Origin of the sequence: Bauldia litoralis (assembly GCF_900104485.1) — a bacterium.
Taxonomy (GTDB): domain Bacteria; phylum Pseudomonadota; class Alphaproteobacteria; order Rhizobiales; family Kaistiaceae; genus Bauldia; species Bauldia litoralis.
The window spans coordinates 316,530-331,736 of record NZ_FMXQ01000007.1; the positions used below are offsets into that span (position 1 = coordinate 316,530).

The 15,207-nt window shown below is 66.3% G+C and carries 13 protein-coding genes and 1 pseudogene; 8 read left to right on the forward strand and 6 right to left on the reverse strand.

The window, feature by feature from the left end:
* The first annotated feature begins 84 nt into the window (after positions 1-84).
* Both BLT60_RS17760 and BLT60_RS17765 read left to right on the forward strand, forming a co-directional pair.
* The gene (locus BLT60_RS17760; protein WP_090878424.1) at positions 85-363 is read left to right on the forward strand and encodes a hypothetical protein; all 279 of its coding nucleotides are present in this window, start codon (positions 85-87) and stop codon (positions 361-363) included.
* 72 nt (positions 364-435) lie between these two features.
* Positions 436-693: a GlsB/YeaQ/YmgE family stress response membrane protein gene (locus BLT60_RS17765; RefSeq protein ID WP_090878426.1), complete on the forward strand. Its 258-nt coding sequence runs from the start codon at positions 436-438 to the stop codon at positions 691-693.
* A 29-nt stretch (positions 694-722) separates the two neighbouring features.
* Here BLT60_RS17765 and BLT60_RS17770 read toward each other — a convergent pair whose 3' ends face one another.
* Positions 723-971: a hypothetical protein gene (locus BLT60_RS17770; protein WP_090878488.1), complete on the reverse strand. Its 249-nt coding sequence runs from the start codon at positions 969-971 to the stop codon at positions 723-725.
* A 100-nt stretch (positions 972-1,071) separates the two neighbouring features.
* On the opposite strand from BLT60_RS17770, the gene BLT60_RS17775 reads away from it, so the two are divergent.
* The 3 genes from BLT60_RS17775 (at position 1,072) to BLT60_RS24115 (ending at position 3,289) form a co-directional block, all read left to right on the forward strand.
* Complete coding sequence (locus BLT60_RS17775; protein WP_090878427.1) at positions 1,072-1,377, forward strand: hypothetical protein; 306 nt, start codon at positions 1,072-1,074, stop codon at positions 1,375-1,377.
* 926 nt (positions 1,378-2,303) lie between these two features.
* A complete protein-coding gene (locus BLT60_RS17780; protein WP_090878429.1) occupies positions 2,304-2,588 on the forward strand; it encodes a GIY-YIG nuclease family protein in 285 nt (94 codons plus the stop codon).
* A 494-nt stretch (positions 2,589-3,082) separates the two neighbouring features.
* Positions 3,083-3,289 (forward strand): hypothetical protein, encoded by a 207-nt coding sequence (locus tag BLT60_RS24115; protein WP_139167882.1) that lies wholly within the window; start codon positions 3,083-3,085, stop codon positions 3,287-3,289.
* On the opposite strand, the gene BLT60_RS17785 is transcribed toward BLT60_RS24115, so the two are convergent.
* From BLT60_RS17785 to BLT60_RS17795, 3 genes and pseudogenes are all read right to left on the reverse strand, one after another.
* Entirely contained in the window at positions 3,290-7,126 is a 3,837-nt protein-coding gene (locus BLT60_RS17785; protein ID WP_090878431.1) for a vitamin B12-dependent ribonucleotide reductase, read from the reverse strand.
* Positions 7,127-7,946: 820 nt separating this feature from the next.
* Positions 7,947-8,303, reverse strand: a pseudogene (locus tag BLT60_RS25055) (septal ring lytic transglycosylase RlpA family protein); the annotation flags it as partial.
* 142 nt (positions 8,304-8,445) lie between these two features.
* Positions 8,446-9,150, reverse strand: coding sequence for a winged helix-turn-helix transcriptional regulator (locus BLT60_RS17795; protein WP_090878433.1), 705 nt, complete (start codon positions 9,148-9,150; stop codon positions 8,446-8,448).
* A gap of 170 nt (positions 9,151-9,320) precedes the next feature.
* Between BLT60_RS17795 and BLT60_RS17800 the strand changes: the two genes are divergently transcribed.
* Positions 9,321-9,911, forward strand: coding sequence for a carboxymuconolactone decarboxylase family protein (locus BLT60_RS17800; RefSeq protein ID WP_175478510.1), 591 nt, complete (start codon positions 9,321-9,323; stop codon positions 9,909-9,911).
* Between the two features lie 279 nt (positions 9,912-10,190).
* The gene (locus BLT60_RS17805) at positions 10,191-11,576 is read left to right on the forward strand and encodes an FAD-binding oxidoreductase (protein ID WP_090878437.1); all 1,386 of its coding nucleotides are present in this window, start codon (positions 10,191-10,193) and stop codon (positions 11,574-11,576) included.
* A 216-nt stretch (positions 11,577-11,792) separates the two neighbouring features.
* Here BLT60_RS17805 and BLT60_RS17810 read toward each other — a convergent pair whose 3' ends face one another.
* Positions 11,793-12,212: a secondary thiamine-phosphate synthase enzyme YjbQ gene (locus BLT60_RS17810; RefSeq protein WP_090878439.1), complete on the reverse strand. Its 420-nt coding sequence runs from the start codon at positions 12,210-12,212 to the stop codon at positions 11,793-11,795.
* 3 nt (positions 12,213-12,215) lie between these two features.
* Positions 12,216-13,292, reverse strand: a complete 1,077-nt coding sequence (locus BLT60_RS17815) for a cupin domain-containing protein (RefSeq protein ID WP_090878441.1) — start codon at positions 13,290-13,292, stop codon at positions 12,216-12,218.
* 542 nt (positions 13,293-13,834) lie between these two features.
* Between BLT60_RS17815 and BLT60_RS17820 the strand changes: the two genes are divergently transcribed.
* Positions 13,835-15,207 (forward strand): calcium-binding protein (locus tag BLT60_RS17820; protein WP_483073129.1); only part of this gene is annotated, 1,373 nt, incomplete at its 3' end.

The window sequence follows — 15,207 nt, forward strand, 5'->3', positions numbered from 1 at the left end:
ACCCCTGCGCCCGCCTGACGGGCTGCGCCCCGCGACGCTTTGGCGCTCTACCGGTCGACCCGGGCGAGTGATACCTCCCGCCTCGTGAGCGACATCTCCACCGACAAGTACCGCGACGAGTTCAGAGACCTCGGGGTTTCCCGGGTCCGCAACGAACTCGTCCTGCGGCGATGGCACAAGGACAAGCTGTCGGCGGCCCGCCTGTGGGTCGAGCGGCAGGATGTCGGCGACTGGGTCGCCAGCCACCGCGACAGCAAGCCGAAGCCGCCGCGCAGCCAGTCGAAGAAGAAGATCCTTGGCTATGTCATCTTCGCCTTCGGCCTGATCCTGGCGGCGGAGCGACTGCTGACGATGCTTCGCTAGGAGCCGGGAACGGAACCGGGCTTGCGTCGTTGTCGTGCGGGCGGGCTATCCGCCTCTCAGGAGGCAAATCACGTGGGAATTCTCTGGACCATCGTCATCGGCTTCGTCGCCGGTGTCATCGCCAAGTTCATCATGCCCGGCAAGAACGAGCCGAGCGGCTTCATCCTCACCACAATTCTCGGCATCGTCGGCGCCGTGCTGGCGACTTGGCTCGGCCAGGCAGTCGGCTGGTATAATGCCGACGAAGGCGCCGGATTCATCGGCGCGATCGTCGGCGCCATCATCGTGCTGGCGATCTGGGGCTTCATCGCCCGACGCCGGGCGACCTGATGCAACCGACATCAGGGACGATGGCCGGGTCAGGCCTCGTCCCTGATGTTGTTGTAGATGCGCTTGACCGGGTCGTTGCCGACGCCACCGCGCCAGGCAAGGTAGGAGCCGGCGATGAGCGCCAGTCCGCTGAGCACCGGGTTCGGTCGCGGGCGTGCCGCGGTTGCCGCCAGCCCGAGGCCGAGCGTGACGTAGATGGCGCGCTCGACAAACGACAGGTCTCCGGCGTCTTCCACCGCAGGGTCAACCGCGCGCGGCGGCCGTTCAACAATGTTCATGCCCATGCCCTTTCAGATATCTGACAGACGTCAACGCCGGGACACGGCCGCCGGTTCCCTCGGGGGCCGGTCAATGCTCCCGCCCTTACCGAGGTTTCCCATGATCCTTGCCCGATCGACCCTTGCCGCTCTCGCCCTCATGGCGCTCGGCGCCACCGCCCTGGCGTCCTCCGACGACGCCTGGAAGGCGTTCCGCGCCGATGTCGAGACGCAGTGCCTCGCCGCGGCCGAGCCGATGTTCGAGACGGCGACGGCCACCGTCGATCCCTTCGGGTCGGAGTCCTACGGCCTGGCGCTGGTGCGTGGAACGGCGCGTGGCGCCGACGCCGAGATCATGGCGATCTGCGTCTACGACAAGCAGGCGAAGACGGTCGAGATCGGCGGCGAACTGCCGGCCGCGGAATAGCCCAAGCGCCATCGCTGCCGCGCGCCGAATCCGGGCCGGAGGATTGGGCTTCTCCTCGTCGTTTCCCCCTCGCCGACGAGGGGATGGCGGGCGCCCTTTGACCGGACGCCGTGGCCGAAAAGTGGTGTGTCGAAACGCCCGATCGAGCGCCCGCCGCGATGGTTTTGGGCCTTCGGATCCACGCCGGGGGCACGCGGGGGAATCACCCCGCGGGAAGGCCGGCGACCCCGACCTTCGTGAGCAGGCGGCGCCGTTGCCGGTCACTCGCCGTCCTTCGCGGCTCCGTCTTGGGTCCCCTCCATTGGCTTCGGGGACTTGCATCCGCCAATCACCGCCCCGGGTCTGGCGGGACAGGATTCAGCGGAGGCACCACGCTCACGCACCCGTTGCCGCGCCCTTCGCGGGCGTGCGGCGCCGGCTTTCACCGGCGGGTGGATATCCGGACCTCCAGGCGGCCGCGTGCGAGGCGACCGCCAGGACACCGCACCCCGCTCCGCCAAACGAACGCCTCCGGACGACGCCCCTCGTGTGAGCGGGGATGGGACGGAGTATGCGGGCGGATGCGGCGGCGGGGATTGGTTTTTTGTTGTGCCCGGTGGGGGGGAAGGGGGGATGATGGCGGGTTTTGGGTTTCGGCGGGGATAATGTGGCGGAGTTGGAAAGGCGGGTGAGCGACATTCGCCCCCCGCGCCCGTCATCCTCGGGCTTGACCCGAGGATCGGGGTCCGTTTGCGCGACGACGGGTGTTGGTCGTTTCCTTTGCCGTCAGCGTTCCTGTTGGGGATGGCTCGGGGCCCCAGCCGATCCTCGGGTCAAGCCCGAGGATGACGGTGGAGGGGATGGCGAGGGCGACGGGGCGGCAATGAGGAAGACGAGCCAATGGGCGCAGGGCTTGACCGAGGCGTCGTGTCCGTCTTCGCTGGCGCATGGCGTTCTTCGTCTACATCGTCACCAACCGGCCGAAGGGGACGCTCTACATCGGCGTCACGAACAATCTTGCCCGCCGGGTTGGTGAACATAAGAGCAGCCATCACGAAGGCTTCACCAAACGATACAAGCTCGGGCTGCTGGTCTGGTTCGCCGCGCATGACCGTGTGGTCAACGCGATCGCACACGAGAAGCGGCTAAAGCGCTGGAACCGCGCCTGGAAGATCGATCTGATCGAGGCGTCCAATCCGGGCTGGGAGGATCTGACGCCACCGTTTCAATGAGGGTGACGGGCATGGTCCGGAGAGGGACAGCGGCGCGCCGGCGTCCTCCCCACACGCCGTCATCCTCGGGCTTGACCCGAGGATCGTGTGCCAATTGCACAATGACGAGGGTGTTGGCGCCCTGCCATCCCGGACGCGCTTTATCTGGATGCGTCCCGGACGGCCCCGGCCGATCCTCGGGTCAAGCCCGAGGATGACGGTGGAGGGGTCGGGGCGGTGTGATCGCACCGCCTGGTCGGGTTCAGAGCCACGTGGGCATGGCGCGTTCCGCGCCTTTGCCCACCCTACGTCTACGTACTGAAAAGGGACAGCGGCCGTCCGGCGTTCTCCGCCGAACGCCGTCATTCCCGGGCTTGACCCGAGGATCGTGTGCCGTTTGCGCGACGAAGGGCTGTTGGTCGTGGCCTTTGCCGTCGGCGTTCCTGCGGGAGATGGCCCGGACGGCCCCGACCGATCCTCGGGTCAAGCCCGAGGATGACGTTGGAGAGGGGGGCATGGTCGAAGCGATATTCCTGCCGTTCGGCGAGGTGGCCTACAAAGCGGGGTGGACCTTGCCGCTATCAGATGGCGAGGATTGTTGCCGAATCGAAACTGCGGGGCAGAACGCGTTCCGCGTCTTTGTGCGCCCACCGGCTCGAAACAGAGAAGGCCCGGCAAATATTGCCGGGCCTTCTTCATTCACCACATCGACGCGAAAGTGACTAGCTGCACCCCGTCGTCGAGCCACACGTGTCGCACTTCAGGCAGGTGCCGTTCCGGACCAGCGTGAAGTTTCCACATTCGCCGCAGGCGTCGCCGAGGTAGCCGCGCAGGCGCGCGGCGGCTGAGCGTTCGGCTTCCAGCGCCTTGGCGTCGGCCTGGGGGGCGACCCTGGCGTGGGGCGAGGGGGCGAGGCCGGAGGCGGTCGCCGGTTGCTCGTCGGCGAGCGCGCGGACGGCGCTGGCGACCCGGGCCATCGATCCGCCCGAGGGAGCCGAGCCGACGGCGCGGATGGTGCCGCCGGCCGTGGCCGTGGTGCGCGTCGCCGGCGCGGCGGTCGCCGGAGCCGGATCGCCACTGACGCGGGGCGCCGCGGCCGTGGTGGCGGCGGAACCCGAACCGCCGCTGGCGCGGGGCTGAGGCGCGGGGCCGGCAGCGGCCGTCTCGGCCGGCTTGTCGACCAGGGCGAAATTGCGCCGGCCACGGACGAGGCCGTGCGACACCGCCGACTCGGGCGACGGGGGACGGCCCTGGCCGACGCCTTCGCCGAGCGTCGTCGCGCCGAGGTCGTCCGGGTTGATATGGGCGAGGTCGTGGCGACCGAGGTAGGAGATCGCCAGCTCACGGAACACGTAGTCGAGGATCGACGTCGCGTTCTTGATCGTGTCGTTGCCCTGGACGAAGCCGGCCGGCTCGAAGCGGGTGAAGGTGAAGGCCTCGACATATTCCTCGAGCGGCACGCCGTATTGCAGGCCGAGCGAGATGGCGATGGCGAAGTTGTTCATCATTGCCCGGAAGGCGGCGCCTTCCTTGTGCATATCGATGAAGATCTCGCCGAGGCGGCCATCGGCATATTCGCCGGTGTGGAGATAGACCTTGTGGCCGCCGACGATCGCCTTCTGGGTGTAGCCGGTGCGGCGATTCGGGATCTTCTCGCGCTCGCGCACCGCCTTCTCGATGATCCGCTCGACGATCCGCTCGGTCACCTGCTCGGTGCGGGCGGCGGCGGGCTTGGCGATCAGCTGCTCGACCGCCTCATCCGCCTCGTCTTCCTCGTCCTCGAGGATCTGGGCGTTGAGCGGCTGGGAGAGCTTCGAGCCGTCGCGGTAGAGGGCGTTGGCCTTCAGCGCCAGGCGCCAGGACAGCATATAGGCGCTCTTGGCGTCCTCGACCGTGGCGTCATTCGGCATGTTGATGGTCTTGGAGATCGCGCCGGAGATGAAGGGCTGCGCAGCCGCCATCATCCGGATGTGGCTCTCCGCCGAGAGGTAGCGCTTGCCGATGCGGCCGCAGGGATTGGCGCAGTCGAAGACCGGCAGGTGCTCGTCCTTGAGGCCCGGCGCGCCTTCCAGCGTCATCGATCCGCAGCAGAAGACATTGGCGAGGTCGATGTCCTTCTTCGAGAAGCCCATCCACTGCAGGAGATCGAAGTCGGTATCCGCCATCTCCTCGTCGGTGACGCCGAGGTCGGTGAGGAATTCGGCGCCGAGCGACCACTTGTTGAAGGTGAACTTGATGTCGAAGGCGGTGGCGAGGCCTTCCTCGATCGCCGCGATCTTCTCCTCGGGGAAGCCCTTGGCCTTCAGCGTGTCGTGGTTGACGCCGGGCGCGCCCTTCAGCGTGCCGCGACCGACCGCGTAGTCGATGATGGCGCTGACCTGCTTGTCGTCATAGCCGAGCAGGCCGAGGGCCTCGGGCACCGCGCGGTTGATGATCTTGAAGTAGCCGCCGCCGGCCAGCTTCTTGAACTTGACCAGCGCGAAGTCCGGCTCGATGCCGGTGGTGTCGCAATCCATGATCAGGCCGATCGTGCCGGTCGGTGCGATGACGGTCGACTGGGCGTTGCGGTAGCCGTGGACCTCGCCGAGGGAAACGGCGCGGTTCCAGGCCGTGCGGGCGCGTTCGACGATGCGCAGGTCCGGGCAGGAGGCGCCGTCGAGCGGCACCGGCGGGATGTTGACGCCGTCATAGCCATCGGCGACGCCCTGGGCGGCGCGACGGTGGTTGCGCATCACCCGCAGCATGTGGGCGCGGTTCTTGGCATAGCCGGGGAAGGGGCCGAGCTCGCCGGCCATCTCGGCCGAGGTGGCATAGGAGACGCCGGTCATCAGCGCGGTGATCGCACCGCAGATGGCGCGGCCCTCGGTCGAATCGTACGGCGTGCCCGAGGTCATCAGCAGGCCGCCGATATTGGCGTAGCCGAGGCCGAGCGTCCGGTACTCGTAGGAGAGCTCGGCGATCCGCCGCGACGGGAACTGCGCCATCAGCACCGAAACCTCGAGGACGACGGTCCACAGGCGCACGGCATGTTCGAAGGACTCGGTGTCGAAGCGCTTGGCCTCGTCGCGGAACTGGAGAAGGTTCAGCGAGGCGAGGTTGCAGGCCGTGTCGTCGAGGAACATGTATTCCGAGCACGGGTTCGAGGCGCGGATCGGCCCCGACGCCGGGCAGGTGTGCCAGTCGTTGACGGTGGTGTGGAACTGGATGCCGGGATCGGCCGAGGCCCAGGCGGCGTCGCCGACCTTCTCCCATAATTCGCGGGCCGGCAGCGTCTTGACCGGCTGGCCGGTGATGCGGGCGTTGAGCGTCCACTCGTCGTCATTCTCGACCGCGTTGAGGAACTCGTCGGTGACCCGCACCGAGTTGTTCGAATTCTGGCCGGAAACGGTGAGATAGGCCTCGGAGTCCCAATCGGTGTTGTAGATCGGGAATTCGAGGTCGGTGTAGCCCTGGCGGGCGAACTGGATGACCCGGCGGATGTAGTTTTCCGGGACCTGGCCCTTCTTGGCGGCGCGGACCTCGCGCTTGAGGGCGGGGTTCTTGGCCGGGTCGAAGCAGGCATCGCCGTCGCCGTCGCAGTTGACACAGGCCTTCATGATCGCCTTGAGGTGATGCGAGATCACCTTGGAGCCGGTGACCAGCGCGGCGACCTTCTGCTCTTCCTTCACCTTCCAGTCGATGAACTGCTCGATATCCGGATGGTCGATGTCGACCACCACCATCTTGGCAGCGCGGCGGGTGGTGCCGCCCGACTTGATGGCGCCGGCGGCGCGATCGCCGATCTTGAGGAAGGACATCAGGCCGGAGGACTTGCCGCCGCCCGACAGGCGCTCGCCTTCGCCGCGCAGCGCCGAGAAGTTGGAGCCGGTGCCGGAGCCGTATTTGAACAGGCGCGCCTCGCGCACCCACAGGTCCATGATGCCGCCCTCGTTGACGAGGTCATCGGCGATGCCCTGGATGAAGCAGGCATGCGGCTGGGGATGCTCGTAGGCGGTCTCCGAGGCGCGGACCTCGCCGGTCTTGTAGTCGACATAGAAGTGGCCCTGGCTCGGGCCGTCGATGCCATAGGCCCAGTGCAGGCCGGTGTTGAACCACTGCGGGGAATTCGGCGCCGCCTTCTGGGTCGCCAGCATGAAGCGCAGTTCGTCGAAGAAGGCCTCGGCGTCCTCGTCGGTGTCGAAGTAGCCGCCCTTCCAGCCCCAATAGGCCCAGGTGCCGGCGAGACGATCGAAGACCTGGCGCGAATCGCGCTCCGAGCCCGAGCGCTCCTCGGCGGGGAGCGTCGCCAGCGCATCTTCGTCGGCGACCGAGCGCCAGAGGAAGGACGGGACGTCATTCTCCTCGACCTTCTTCAGCCGGGCCGGGACGCCGGCCTTGCGGAAATACTTCTGGGCAAGGATGTCGCTCGCCACCTGGCTCCAGGTCGACGGGACGTTGATATCGTCGAGCTTGAAGACGATCGAACCGTCCGGATTCCGAATCTCGCTCTTTGTCGTCCGGAAGTCGATTCCCTGGTAGGCGTCTTCGCCCTTGGTCGTGTAGTGCCGCTCGATCCGCATCTTTGCCCCATTTCGTTGCGCGTCACGCGCATGTCATCCAATTGCGCGTATCCTGAAGGTCCCAGGATCCGGCGCACCCGCCGCAGTTCTGTCAGACGCCCCGCCGGGGTTTGATTCCCCGGATGTTGTGTCCAAGCTTTACGCGAAACACTAAATATAGTGTTACTCAGGTCGGTTTGTCACCTGTTTTCCGGTGCAAGATCGCCTGCTTTTTCACCACCCATGGCACACAAAACCACCACCTCTCGCTAACAGGCATCGAGTGCCCGCGACGAGCCGATTTTACGCAAACCTGGTTGGAAAAACCCGGGGACCCGAGCCCCACGGCACGTCGAGAACGCCGACGCCTGAGTGACGCTAAGCCGAGTCGCGGGGAAGGGTCAACGCACGTGCCTGGGGAAAATGGGGGTAGTCAGCGTTTCCGCCATTTCAACCTGTGGGGCTACTCGGGAACCTGCTGCAGGTAGTCCCAATCCTCACGCGGCGCGACCCCGTGATGGGGATCGATCGGCGGCGCGAGGGGAGTCGATTCGGCCTTTTCGAGAAGCGGCGCGACCAGCGTCAGTTCCGCCTTCTGGGGGGCGAAGGCGTCGGCGAAGCGGTCGGGCAGGGCGTCGATGGATTCCGGCGTCAGGACGACAAGGGCATCGTCGTCGACGAGGGCGGCAGGCGCCTCGTCCGGCGTCACCGCGGCGATCTCGCTTTCGGGCCGCACGCGCGGCTCGGGCAGGTCGACCTCGAGCGACGCCTGACGTATCTCGGGCGCCGCCGGCGCGTCTGGCCCGCACGTTCCCGACAGCGAGACGTTCTGCCGTCCCTCGACCACCGTCACCCGGACCCGGGCGGTGCCGGAGCGGATCATGTCGAGCTTCGCCGCCGCCGCCTTGCTGACGTCGATGACCCGCCCCTTGGTATAGGGCCCGCGATCATTGACCCGGACGATCACCGATTTGCCGTTGGCAAGATTCTCGACCCTGACCCTGGTCTGGAAGGGAAGGTCGCGGTGGGCGGCGGTCATCGCGCTGGAATCCGCCCGCTCGCCGCTGGCGGTGATGCCGTCGAGGTCGAACCACGCGGCCTTGCCGCATTGGGCAGCCACGGCTTCATCGCCGCCGATCAGACCGGCAACGGCAAAGCCGAGCGCCAATGCGCACCCTCTGACCCCAATCGACTCCACGCCACGCAACTCCCCGTCACACCGGATGACCAGTGTGGATTCCCAGCCAACAGGCAGGGAAGAGTGGCCAAGTTTCGCCGGAAATGGGGCCGGAATGCGGCTGCGGAGATCGGCGGGGCAGCGCCGCCCGCCGGATCCGCGATCAAAGCATTGGCTGGACGCCGAGGATGGCCCGGGCGGCTGGCAGGTCGGCAAATATGCAGTTCCTCATCCAGCTTTCGACATTGCGGGTCAGGACACGCGGACCGGTCACGGTGATATCGCCGGCGTTGACGGCGTCCTTGTAACTCCGCTCCGCCATCCAGACGTCGGTCATCGCCCGGACCGTGGTGTTGAAGTAGACGTCGACGTCCTTACCGGGATCCGTCGTGCAGACATCGACATGATCGTCCGAGACGACGATCCACCAGTCGGAGATGTCCTGGATGTCGGCGAAGCGAAAGCGGATGACCGCCTGGTTCCCGGGAAGCTTGTCCGGAACGATGCTGCGCTCGAGATAGAGCATCAGCAGCTCGACGTCATAGTCGGACTCCGTCAGGTTCGTGCGCGCCCATCGCATGCCCCAACCGCCGAGCGACAGGAGAATGGGCAGGAGTTCCCGGCAGGACTCGGTCGCGTGATACTCGTAGCCGCGCTGCCCGGGAATCCGCTTGCGGTGAACCAGGCCACGCTCGGTCAGCATCGAAAGCCGCTTGGTCAGGATGGTCGGCGAGATCACGCCGAGCCCGCGTTGGAGTTCGTTGAACCGCGTGCTGCCCATCAGCAATTCGCGGACGATCAGGATTGTCCATTTCTCGCCGAGGATCTCCGATGCCTTGGCGATCGGGCAGAACTGACCGTATTTCATACCGCCCCGGGCCTCCGCGACTCCAGAATGTGTAGTTGGTCACTCCGCAATCTATAGCGCATCGCTACGGCTCGCAAAGTATCGGGCGAATGGCCCCGGACCTATCAGAGGCTCGTATCCCGGAGCGCCGATGCACCGGGAACGAAGCCACCGGAGATAGGAAAACCGCCATGAAGCATTTCGAGATCTACACCCCCGAGACCGCGCCGTCGCCGGCCGCGGAGACCCTGCAGGCGCTGAAGGAGAAGCTTGGATTCGCGCCGAATGTCTTCGCGGTGATGGGCGGCACGCCGGGGGGCTTGAGCGCCTTTGTCTCGCTCAACCAGAATTTCGGCGAGACGTCGCTGTCCGCCACCGAACGAGAGATCGTGCAGATTGCCGTCAGCGTCGAGAATGGCGGGGCCTATTGCGTTGCCGGCCACACCTCCTTTGCTCGCAAGCAAGGGGTCGCGGACGAGATTGTCGAGGCGGTCCGGACGCGCGGGCGCATTGCCGATCCAAAGCTCGCCGCGCTGCATGAATTCGTTCGCCGCGTCACGGTCAAGCGCGGCAAGCTGGCCGAGGGCGAACTGGAGGCGTTTCTCGCCGCCGGCTACTCCGATGCGCAGGTGCAGGAAGTCATCCTCGGGATCTGCGTGAAGATGTTCAGCAACCTGGCCGACAACCTGCTGGGCTTCCCGCTCGACGATGCCTTTGTTCCCTACAGGTGGGACCCGTCCGAAGCACAGCCACGCGCCGACGCGGACGCGATCGCGGCATAGCGGCCGAGGCGACACGACCGGCCGCCCCGATCATCCGGGAAGGATGGCCCGGAGGCGGTCGGCGGGTCGCACGGTGTGTGTGACGTCACAGACGCGGCGGGGTTTCGCCTCTAGAGACCCCCGCCACACCCCACGGCAGGCCACAGCCCCCGCCGGACGTTCCGCGCTCCCGTCGGCCGAATTGGACCGATCCTGGCAGCAATGCCACCGCCAGCGACTGGCCGATTGTCGTCGACCGCAGCGCGAGCGTTCCCCGTCATCCAGACAAGGACAACTGACATGAACGAAGAAACCATTGCGGCCTTCCGGTCCGCCTTGCGCGGCGCGCTGATCGAGCGCGGCGACGCCGACTATAACGAAGCCCGCAAGCTCTATAACGGCATGATCGACAAGCGACCGCTGATGATCGCACGCTGCGCCGACGTTGCCGACGTCATCGCCGCCGTCAATTTCGGTCGCGACAACGACCTGCTGATCGCCATTCGTGGCGGCGGCCATAACGGGCCGGGCCTGGGCAGTTGCGACGACGGGCTGGTCATCGACCTTGCGCCGATGAAGGACGTCCGGGTCGACCCGACCACGCGAACCGTGCGGGTCGGTCCCGGCTGTCGCGGCGCCGACGTCGACCACGCCACCCATGCCTTCGGGCTGGCGGTGCCGACCGGCATCGTCGCCTCGACCGGCATCGCCGGACTGACGCTGGGCGGCGGCATCGGCTACCTGACCCGGAAATACGGGCTGACCATCGACAACCTGATCGAGGCCGACGTGGTGCTGGCTGACGGGAGCTTTGTCACCGCCAGCAAGGACCGGAACGCGGACCTGTTCTGGGCACTGCGCGGCGGCGGCGGCAACTTCGGCGTCGTCACCAGCTTCCTGTTCCAGGCCCAGCCGGTCGACATGGTCTTCGCCGGCCCGGTCTTCTGGGACCTCGCCGACGCGAAGCAGGTCATGCAGGCCTACCGGGATTTCCTGCCGAACGCGCCCGAAGAGCTCGGCGCCTTCGTCGGACTGAAGACGATGCCGCCCTGCGCACCGTTTCCCGAGGAGCATTGGGGCAAGAAGATCTGCGGCGTGATCTCCAGCTACAACGGCCCGGAGGAGGAGGGGCGGCGCGCCATGCAGCCGCTGCTCGACAAACTGCCGCCGCCGATCCTCGACTGGCGGGGGGCGATGCCCTTTCCGGCGATGCAGTCGCTGTTCGATCCGCTGATGCCGGCCGGACTCCAGTGGTACTGGAAGGGCGACTATGTCTCGGACCTGCCGGACGCAGCGATCGACACCCACATCGCGCAGATCGCCAAGGCGCCGAGCGACCTGTCGCTGATGCACCTCTATCCGATCGACGGGGCGGTGCGCCGGGTCGGCGGGGCCGACACCGCATGGGGCGCGCGCAACGCCACCTGGTCGATGGTCATTGCCGGCATCGACGCCGATCCCGGGAAGGCGGGAGACCTCGCCCGCTGGGGCCGCGCCTACTGGGATGCGGTGCATCCGTTCAACCACGACGGCGCCTACGTCAATTTCATGATGGACGACGAGGACGCCGGCCGGGTCAAGGCGGCCTATGGCGAGAACTACGACCGGCTGGCGGCGGTGAAGCAGCAATACGATCCGGCCAACGTCTTCCGGGTCAACCAGAACATCAGGCCGCTGGCGGCGTGATGCGACGAGGCTCGCTGGTGTGTTCCAGTGGTGCGTGCTTCGAGGCGCGTGTTTCGCGCGCGCCTCAGCATGGCGGGGTGGGAGGCGTCCTGAGGGATGGGACGTCTGTTGCCAACGTCGCCATCCTGAGGTGCTCCGCGCAGCGGAGCCTCGAAGGACGCACGGTCGCCGGCGTCGCCGGCGGGCCCATGCCCGACCGACAGGAGCCGGGCGTATCTATTCGCCGATGAGATGCAGCACGACCTCGCGGCGATGCGGCCTGGCGCGATGCTCGAAGAGATAGATGCCCTGCCAGGTGCCGAGCGCCATGCGGCCGTCGATCACCGGGATCGACAGCGACGATGATGTCAGCGCGGTGCGGATATGGGCCGGCATGTCGTCCGGGCCCTCCATGCCATGGACATAGCGGCCGGGATCCTCCGGCGCGATCATCTCGAAATAGGCCTCGAGGTCGATGCGCACGTCGGGATCGGCGTTCTCCTGGATGATCAGCGACGCCGAGGTATGGCGGCAGAAGACGGTGAGGAGGCCGGTCTCGATGCCGACATCGCCGAGCCAGTCGGCGACGGCCGCCGTGATCTCGTTGAGGCCCTTGCCGCGGGTTGCGACGGAGAGGCTGTTGGTTGCCTGGCGCACCCCTCAGCCCGGGATCAGGTCGGAGCCATCGGGGAAGGCAGCGAAGGTGTCGGCCGGCACCTTGAAATTGGTGGCGAGAAGCTCGGGCGTGTTGTGGGCCATCCAGGCCGCCAGCGAGATCGATTCATAGGTGGCGTTGTTGAAGACGATCAGCAACTGCAGGTCCTCCTCGCCGGTATTCTCGATGTAGTGGCCATAGCCCTGCGGCACGTAGCCGACATCGCCTGCGACGAAGTCGTCGGTGCGGGCGCGCCCGTGCGAGCCGAACACGGTCATCCGCGCCTTGCCGGCCAGATAGTACTGCCACTCGACCGCGTTGGGATGCCAGTGCATCTCGCGGATGCCGCCCGGCTTGATCTCGATGATGCCGCCGGTGACCGTCGTCGAGATCGGGAATTCCTGCTCGGAGACGACGCGAAGTGTGCCGCCGGGGAAGGCCCGCGGCTTCTGGGCGAGGAAGCGGTAGCGGTGGGTCAGCGGCGCGCCGTCGAGCGAACCGGGCGCCGGATCGTCGGAAAGCGGCGCCGGCACCGGACCGGTCGCCATATAGACCTCGCCCTTCGGGAAGGCGGCGAAGGCCGACTGCGGCAGGCCGAAATTGCGAGCCAGCACCTCCGGCGGCGTTGTCGCCATCCAGTCGCTGATCGAGAAGGTGCCGAACTCGGAAAAGTAGCCGTTGTCGAAGACCAGAAGGAACAGGCAGGGCCTGTCGCCGATGCCCTGGATCGAATGGCCATAGCCGCGCGGGAAATACCAGACGTCGCCCGGGCCGAAATCGGCGGCCTGGGAGCGGCTTGACGGGTCGACGATGGTCGTCCGGCAATGGCCGTCGATGACATAGCCCCACTCGGCCGCGTTGGCGTGCCAGTGGAGTTCGCGCAGCGCGCCAGGATCGAGCTGCATCAGGACGCCGGCGACCTGCTCGGATACGGCGAACTGATCGGCATTCGCCTGCTTCGACCAGCCGCCGTCGAAGGGCTGTCGCGGCTGGTCGCCGAGCGGATAGCGGAAAGAAGGCAGATCCTTGCCGGCGAGCGCCGGCGGGGCGGGGCCGAACGGCGGCTGCATTGTCTCCGCCATCAGCGGCGATCCCGAAGACGAAGGCTGTCGGTCATGGCTGGTCCCCAATCCGGCCGCTGCGGCGCGTCTCGATCCTAATCCCGGCGGCGTTGACCGTCATCAGCGAAGAGCGCGGCGGCGTCAGAAACGCGCTGTCGTTCACGGCGGGCGCCGGTCGCAATCGACCCGCCAGGGCCAGACGACCGCGCCACAGCTAACAGTGCAACGTTATGTCCAACCTAAGATAAGTCAGACATATTAACTACACTTTTTACTAGATATATGGATTGTGTTCGTTAAGATGCGATTAAGGGAGCGTATTCATCCGGGAGAGGGGTGATGTCCACGCTCCTTTCGGCGCAAGCGTTAGTAGATTGGAGTATGTCGAAAGTGCGATCAGCACAAATCAGCTAAAAACAAGCGTTTTACAGGCAAGAGAGCCGGCATAACGACGTCTTTTGACGATCGAAACAAATAGTTTCGAGCGAACGGTAGAACTTTGTCTGAGATTCAACAATTGACCTTGCTAGGGGTCGGTAAAAGCTCGACGTGGGAGAGAAAAAATGGCTGACATCGCGGTTACTACGACAATCCAGGATGCCATCGACGCGGCTTCGGCCGGCGACACCATCCTCATCGGGGCGGGGGTTTATGTCGAGAACCTGACGGTCGACAAGGCGCTGAGCTTTGTCGCGACCGGGGTTGTGTCGATCGAGCCGGCGTCGGGCACGGCGATCCTGATCGCGCCCGGGATTGCCGGCGATGTCTCCTTCGACGGGATCGCGCTTGACGGCAACGGCGCGGCCGGCATCGGCATCGATGTCGAGGCCGGCGCCAACGTCGGCACGCTGACCTTCATCAACGGCTCGATCTCGGGCTTCACCAACCGCGGCATCTTCGCCTCCGACGAGGCCGATCCGCTGACCAAGTCGCCGATGGACGCGCTGGTCATCGACACCGTCGCCTTCTCGGCCAACGGCACCGGCGGCGGCAACACCGCCGACGTCAAGCTGTTCGGCTATTCGGGCAGCGCCAGCTTCACCGACGTGACCTTCACCGGCGCGTCGGGCGGGGCGGCGCAGAACGACCGGCCGGACTCGGCGATCGAGATCACCGGTTCGCTGTTCGACGCCAACAACGCCCATCCGGTCAGCGCGGACTCGCCGGACATCGACGTGACGATCGACAATGTCACCGTCTCCGGCGCCTATCACAAGAACCCGGTGGCCCTGTTCCACTTCAGCGAGATCGACGGCCTGTCGATCACCGGCCTCGACCTGTCGGGCGCCGAGAGCTCCTGGGGTCCGCTGTTCAACCTCGACGGCATCGAGGACGACGTCATCGACGCCTCGGGCTTCGGCATCACCTTCCCGGCGACCAATGTCATCCACACCGAACTGCAGGGCGAGGAAGACAACCAGGGCACGATCAACACGACGATCACCGGCACCTCGGGCAACGACTCGCTGCACGGCAAGGGCGGCAACGACACGCTGTCGGGCGGCGGCGGCAACGACATCCTGCACGGCGGCAACAAGGCCGGGCAGCCCTTCGACGACGGGGCGGGCGACGACACGCTCGACGGCGGCCTCGGCGATGACGAGCTCTATGGCGGCATCGGCAACGACACGCTGATCGCCACCCAGGGCAGCGACCTCGCCCATGGCGGCGCCGACACCGACGTCGCGGTGATCCACGACAATGGCGGGGCGCCGGTCGACATCGGCGACTTCAACTTCTCCGGCTTCGACGCGACCGACGGCATCGACGGCGACACGATCGTGGTCGACGGCCGCACGGTGACGCTGACCGAGATCGAGGTCCTGCAGGTCGCCAACACCGGCTCCTCGACCTTCATCGTCCGCGACGGCATGTCGATCCAGGATGCCATCGACGCGGCCTCGGCCGGCGACACCATCCTCATCGGGGCGGGGGT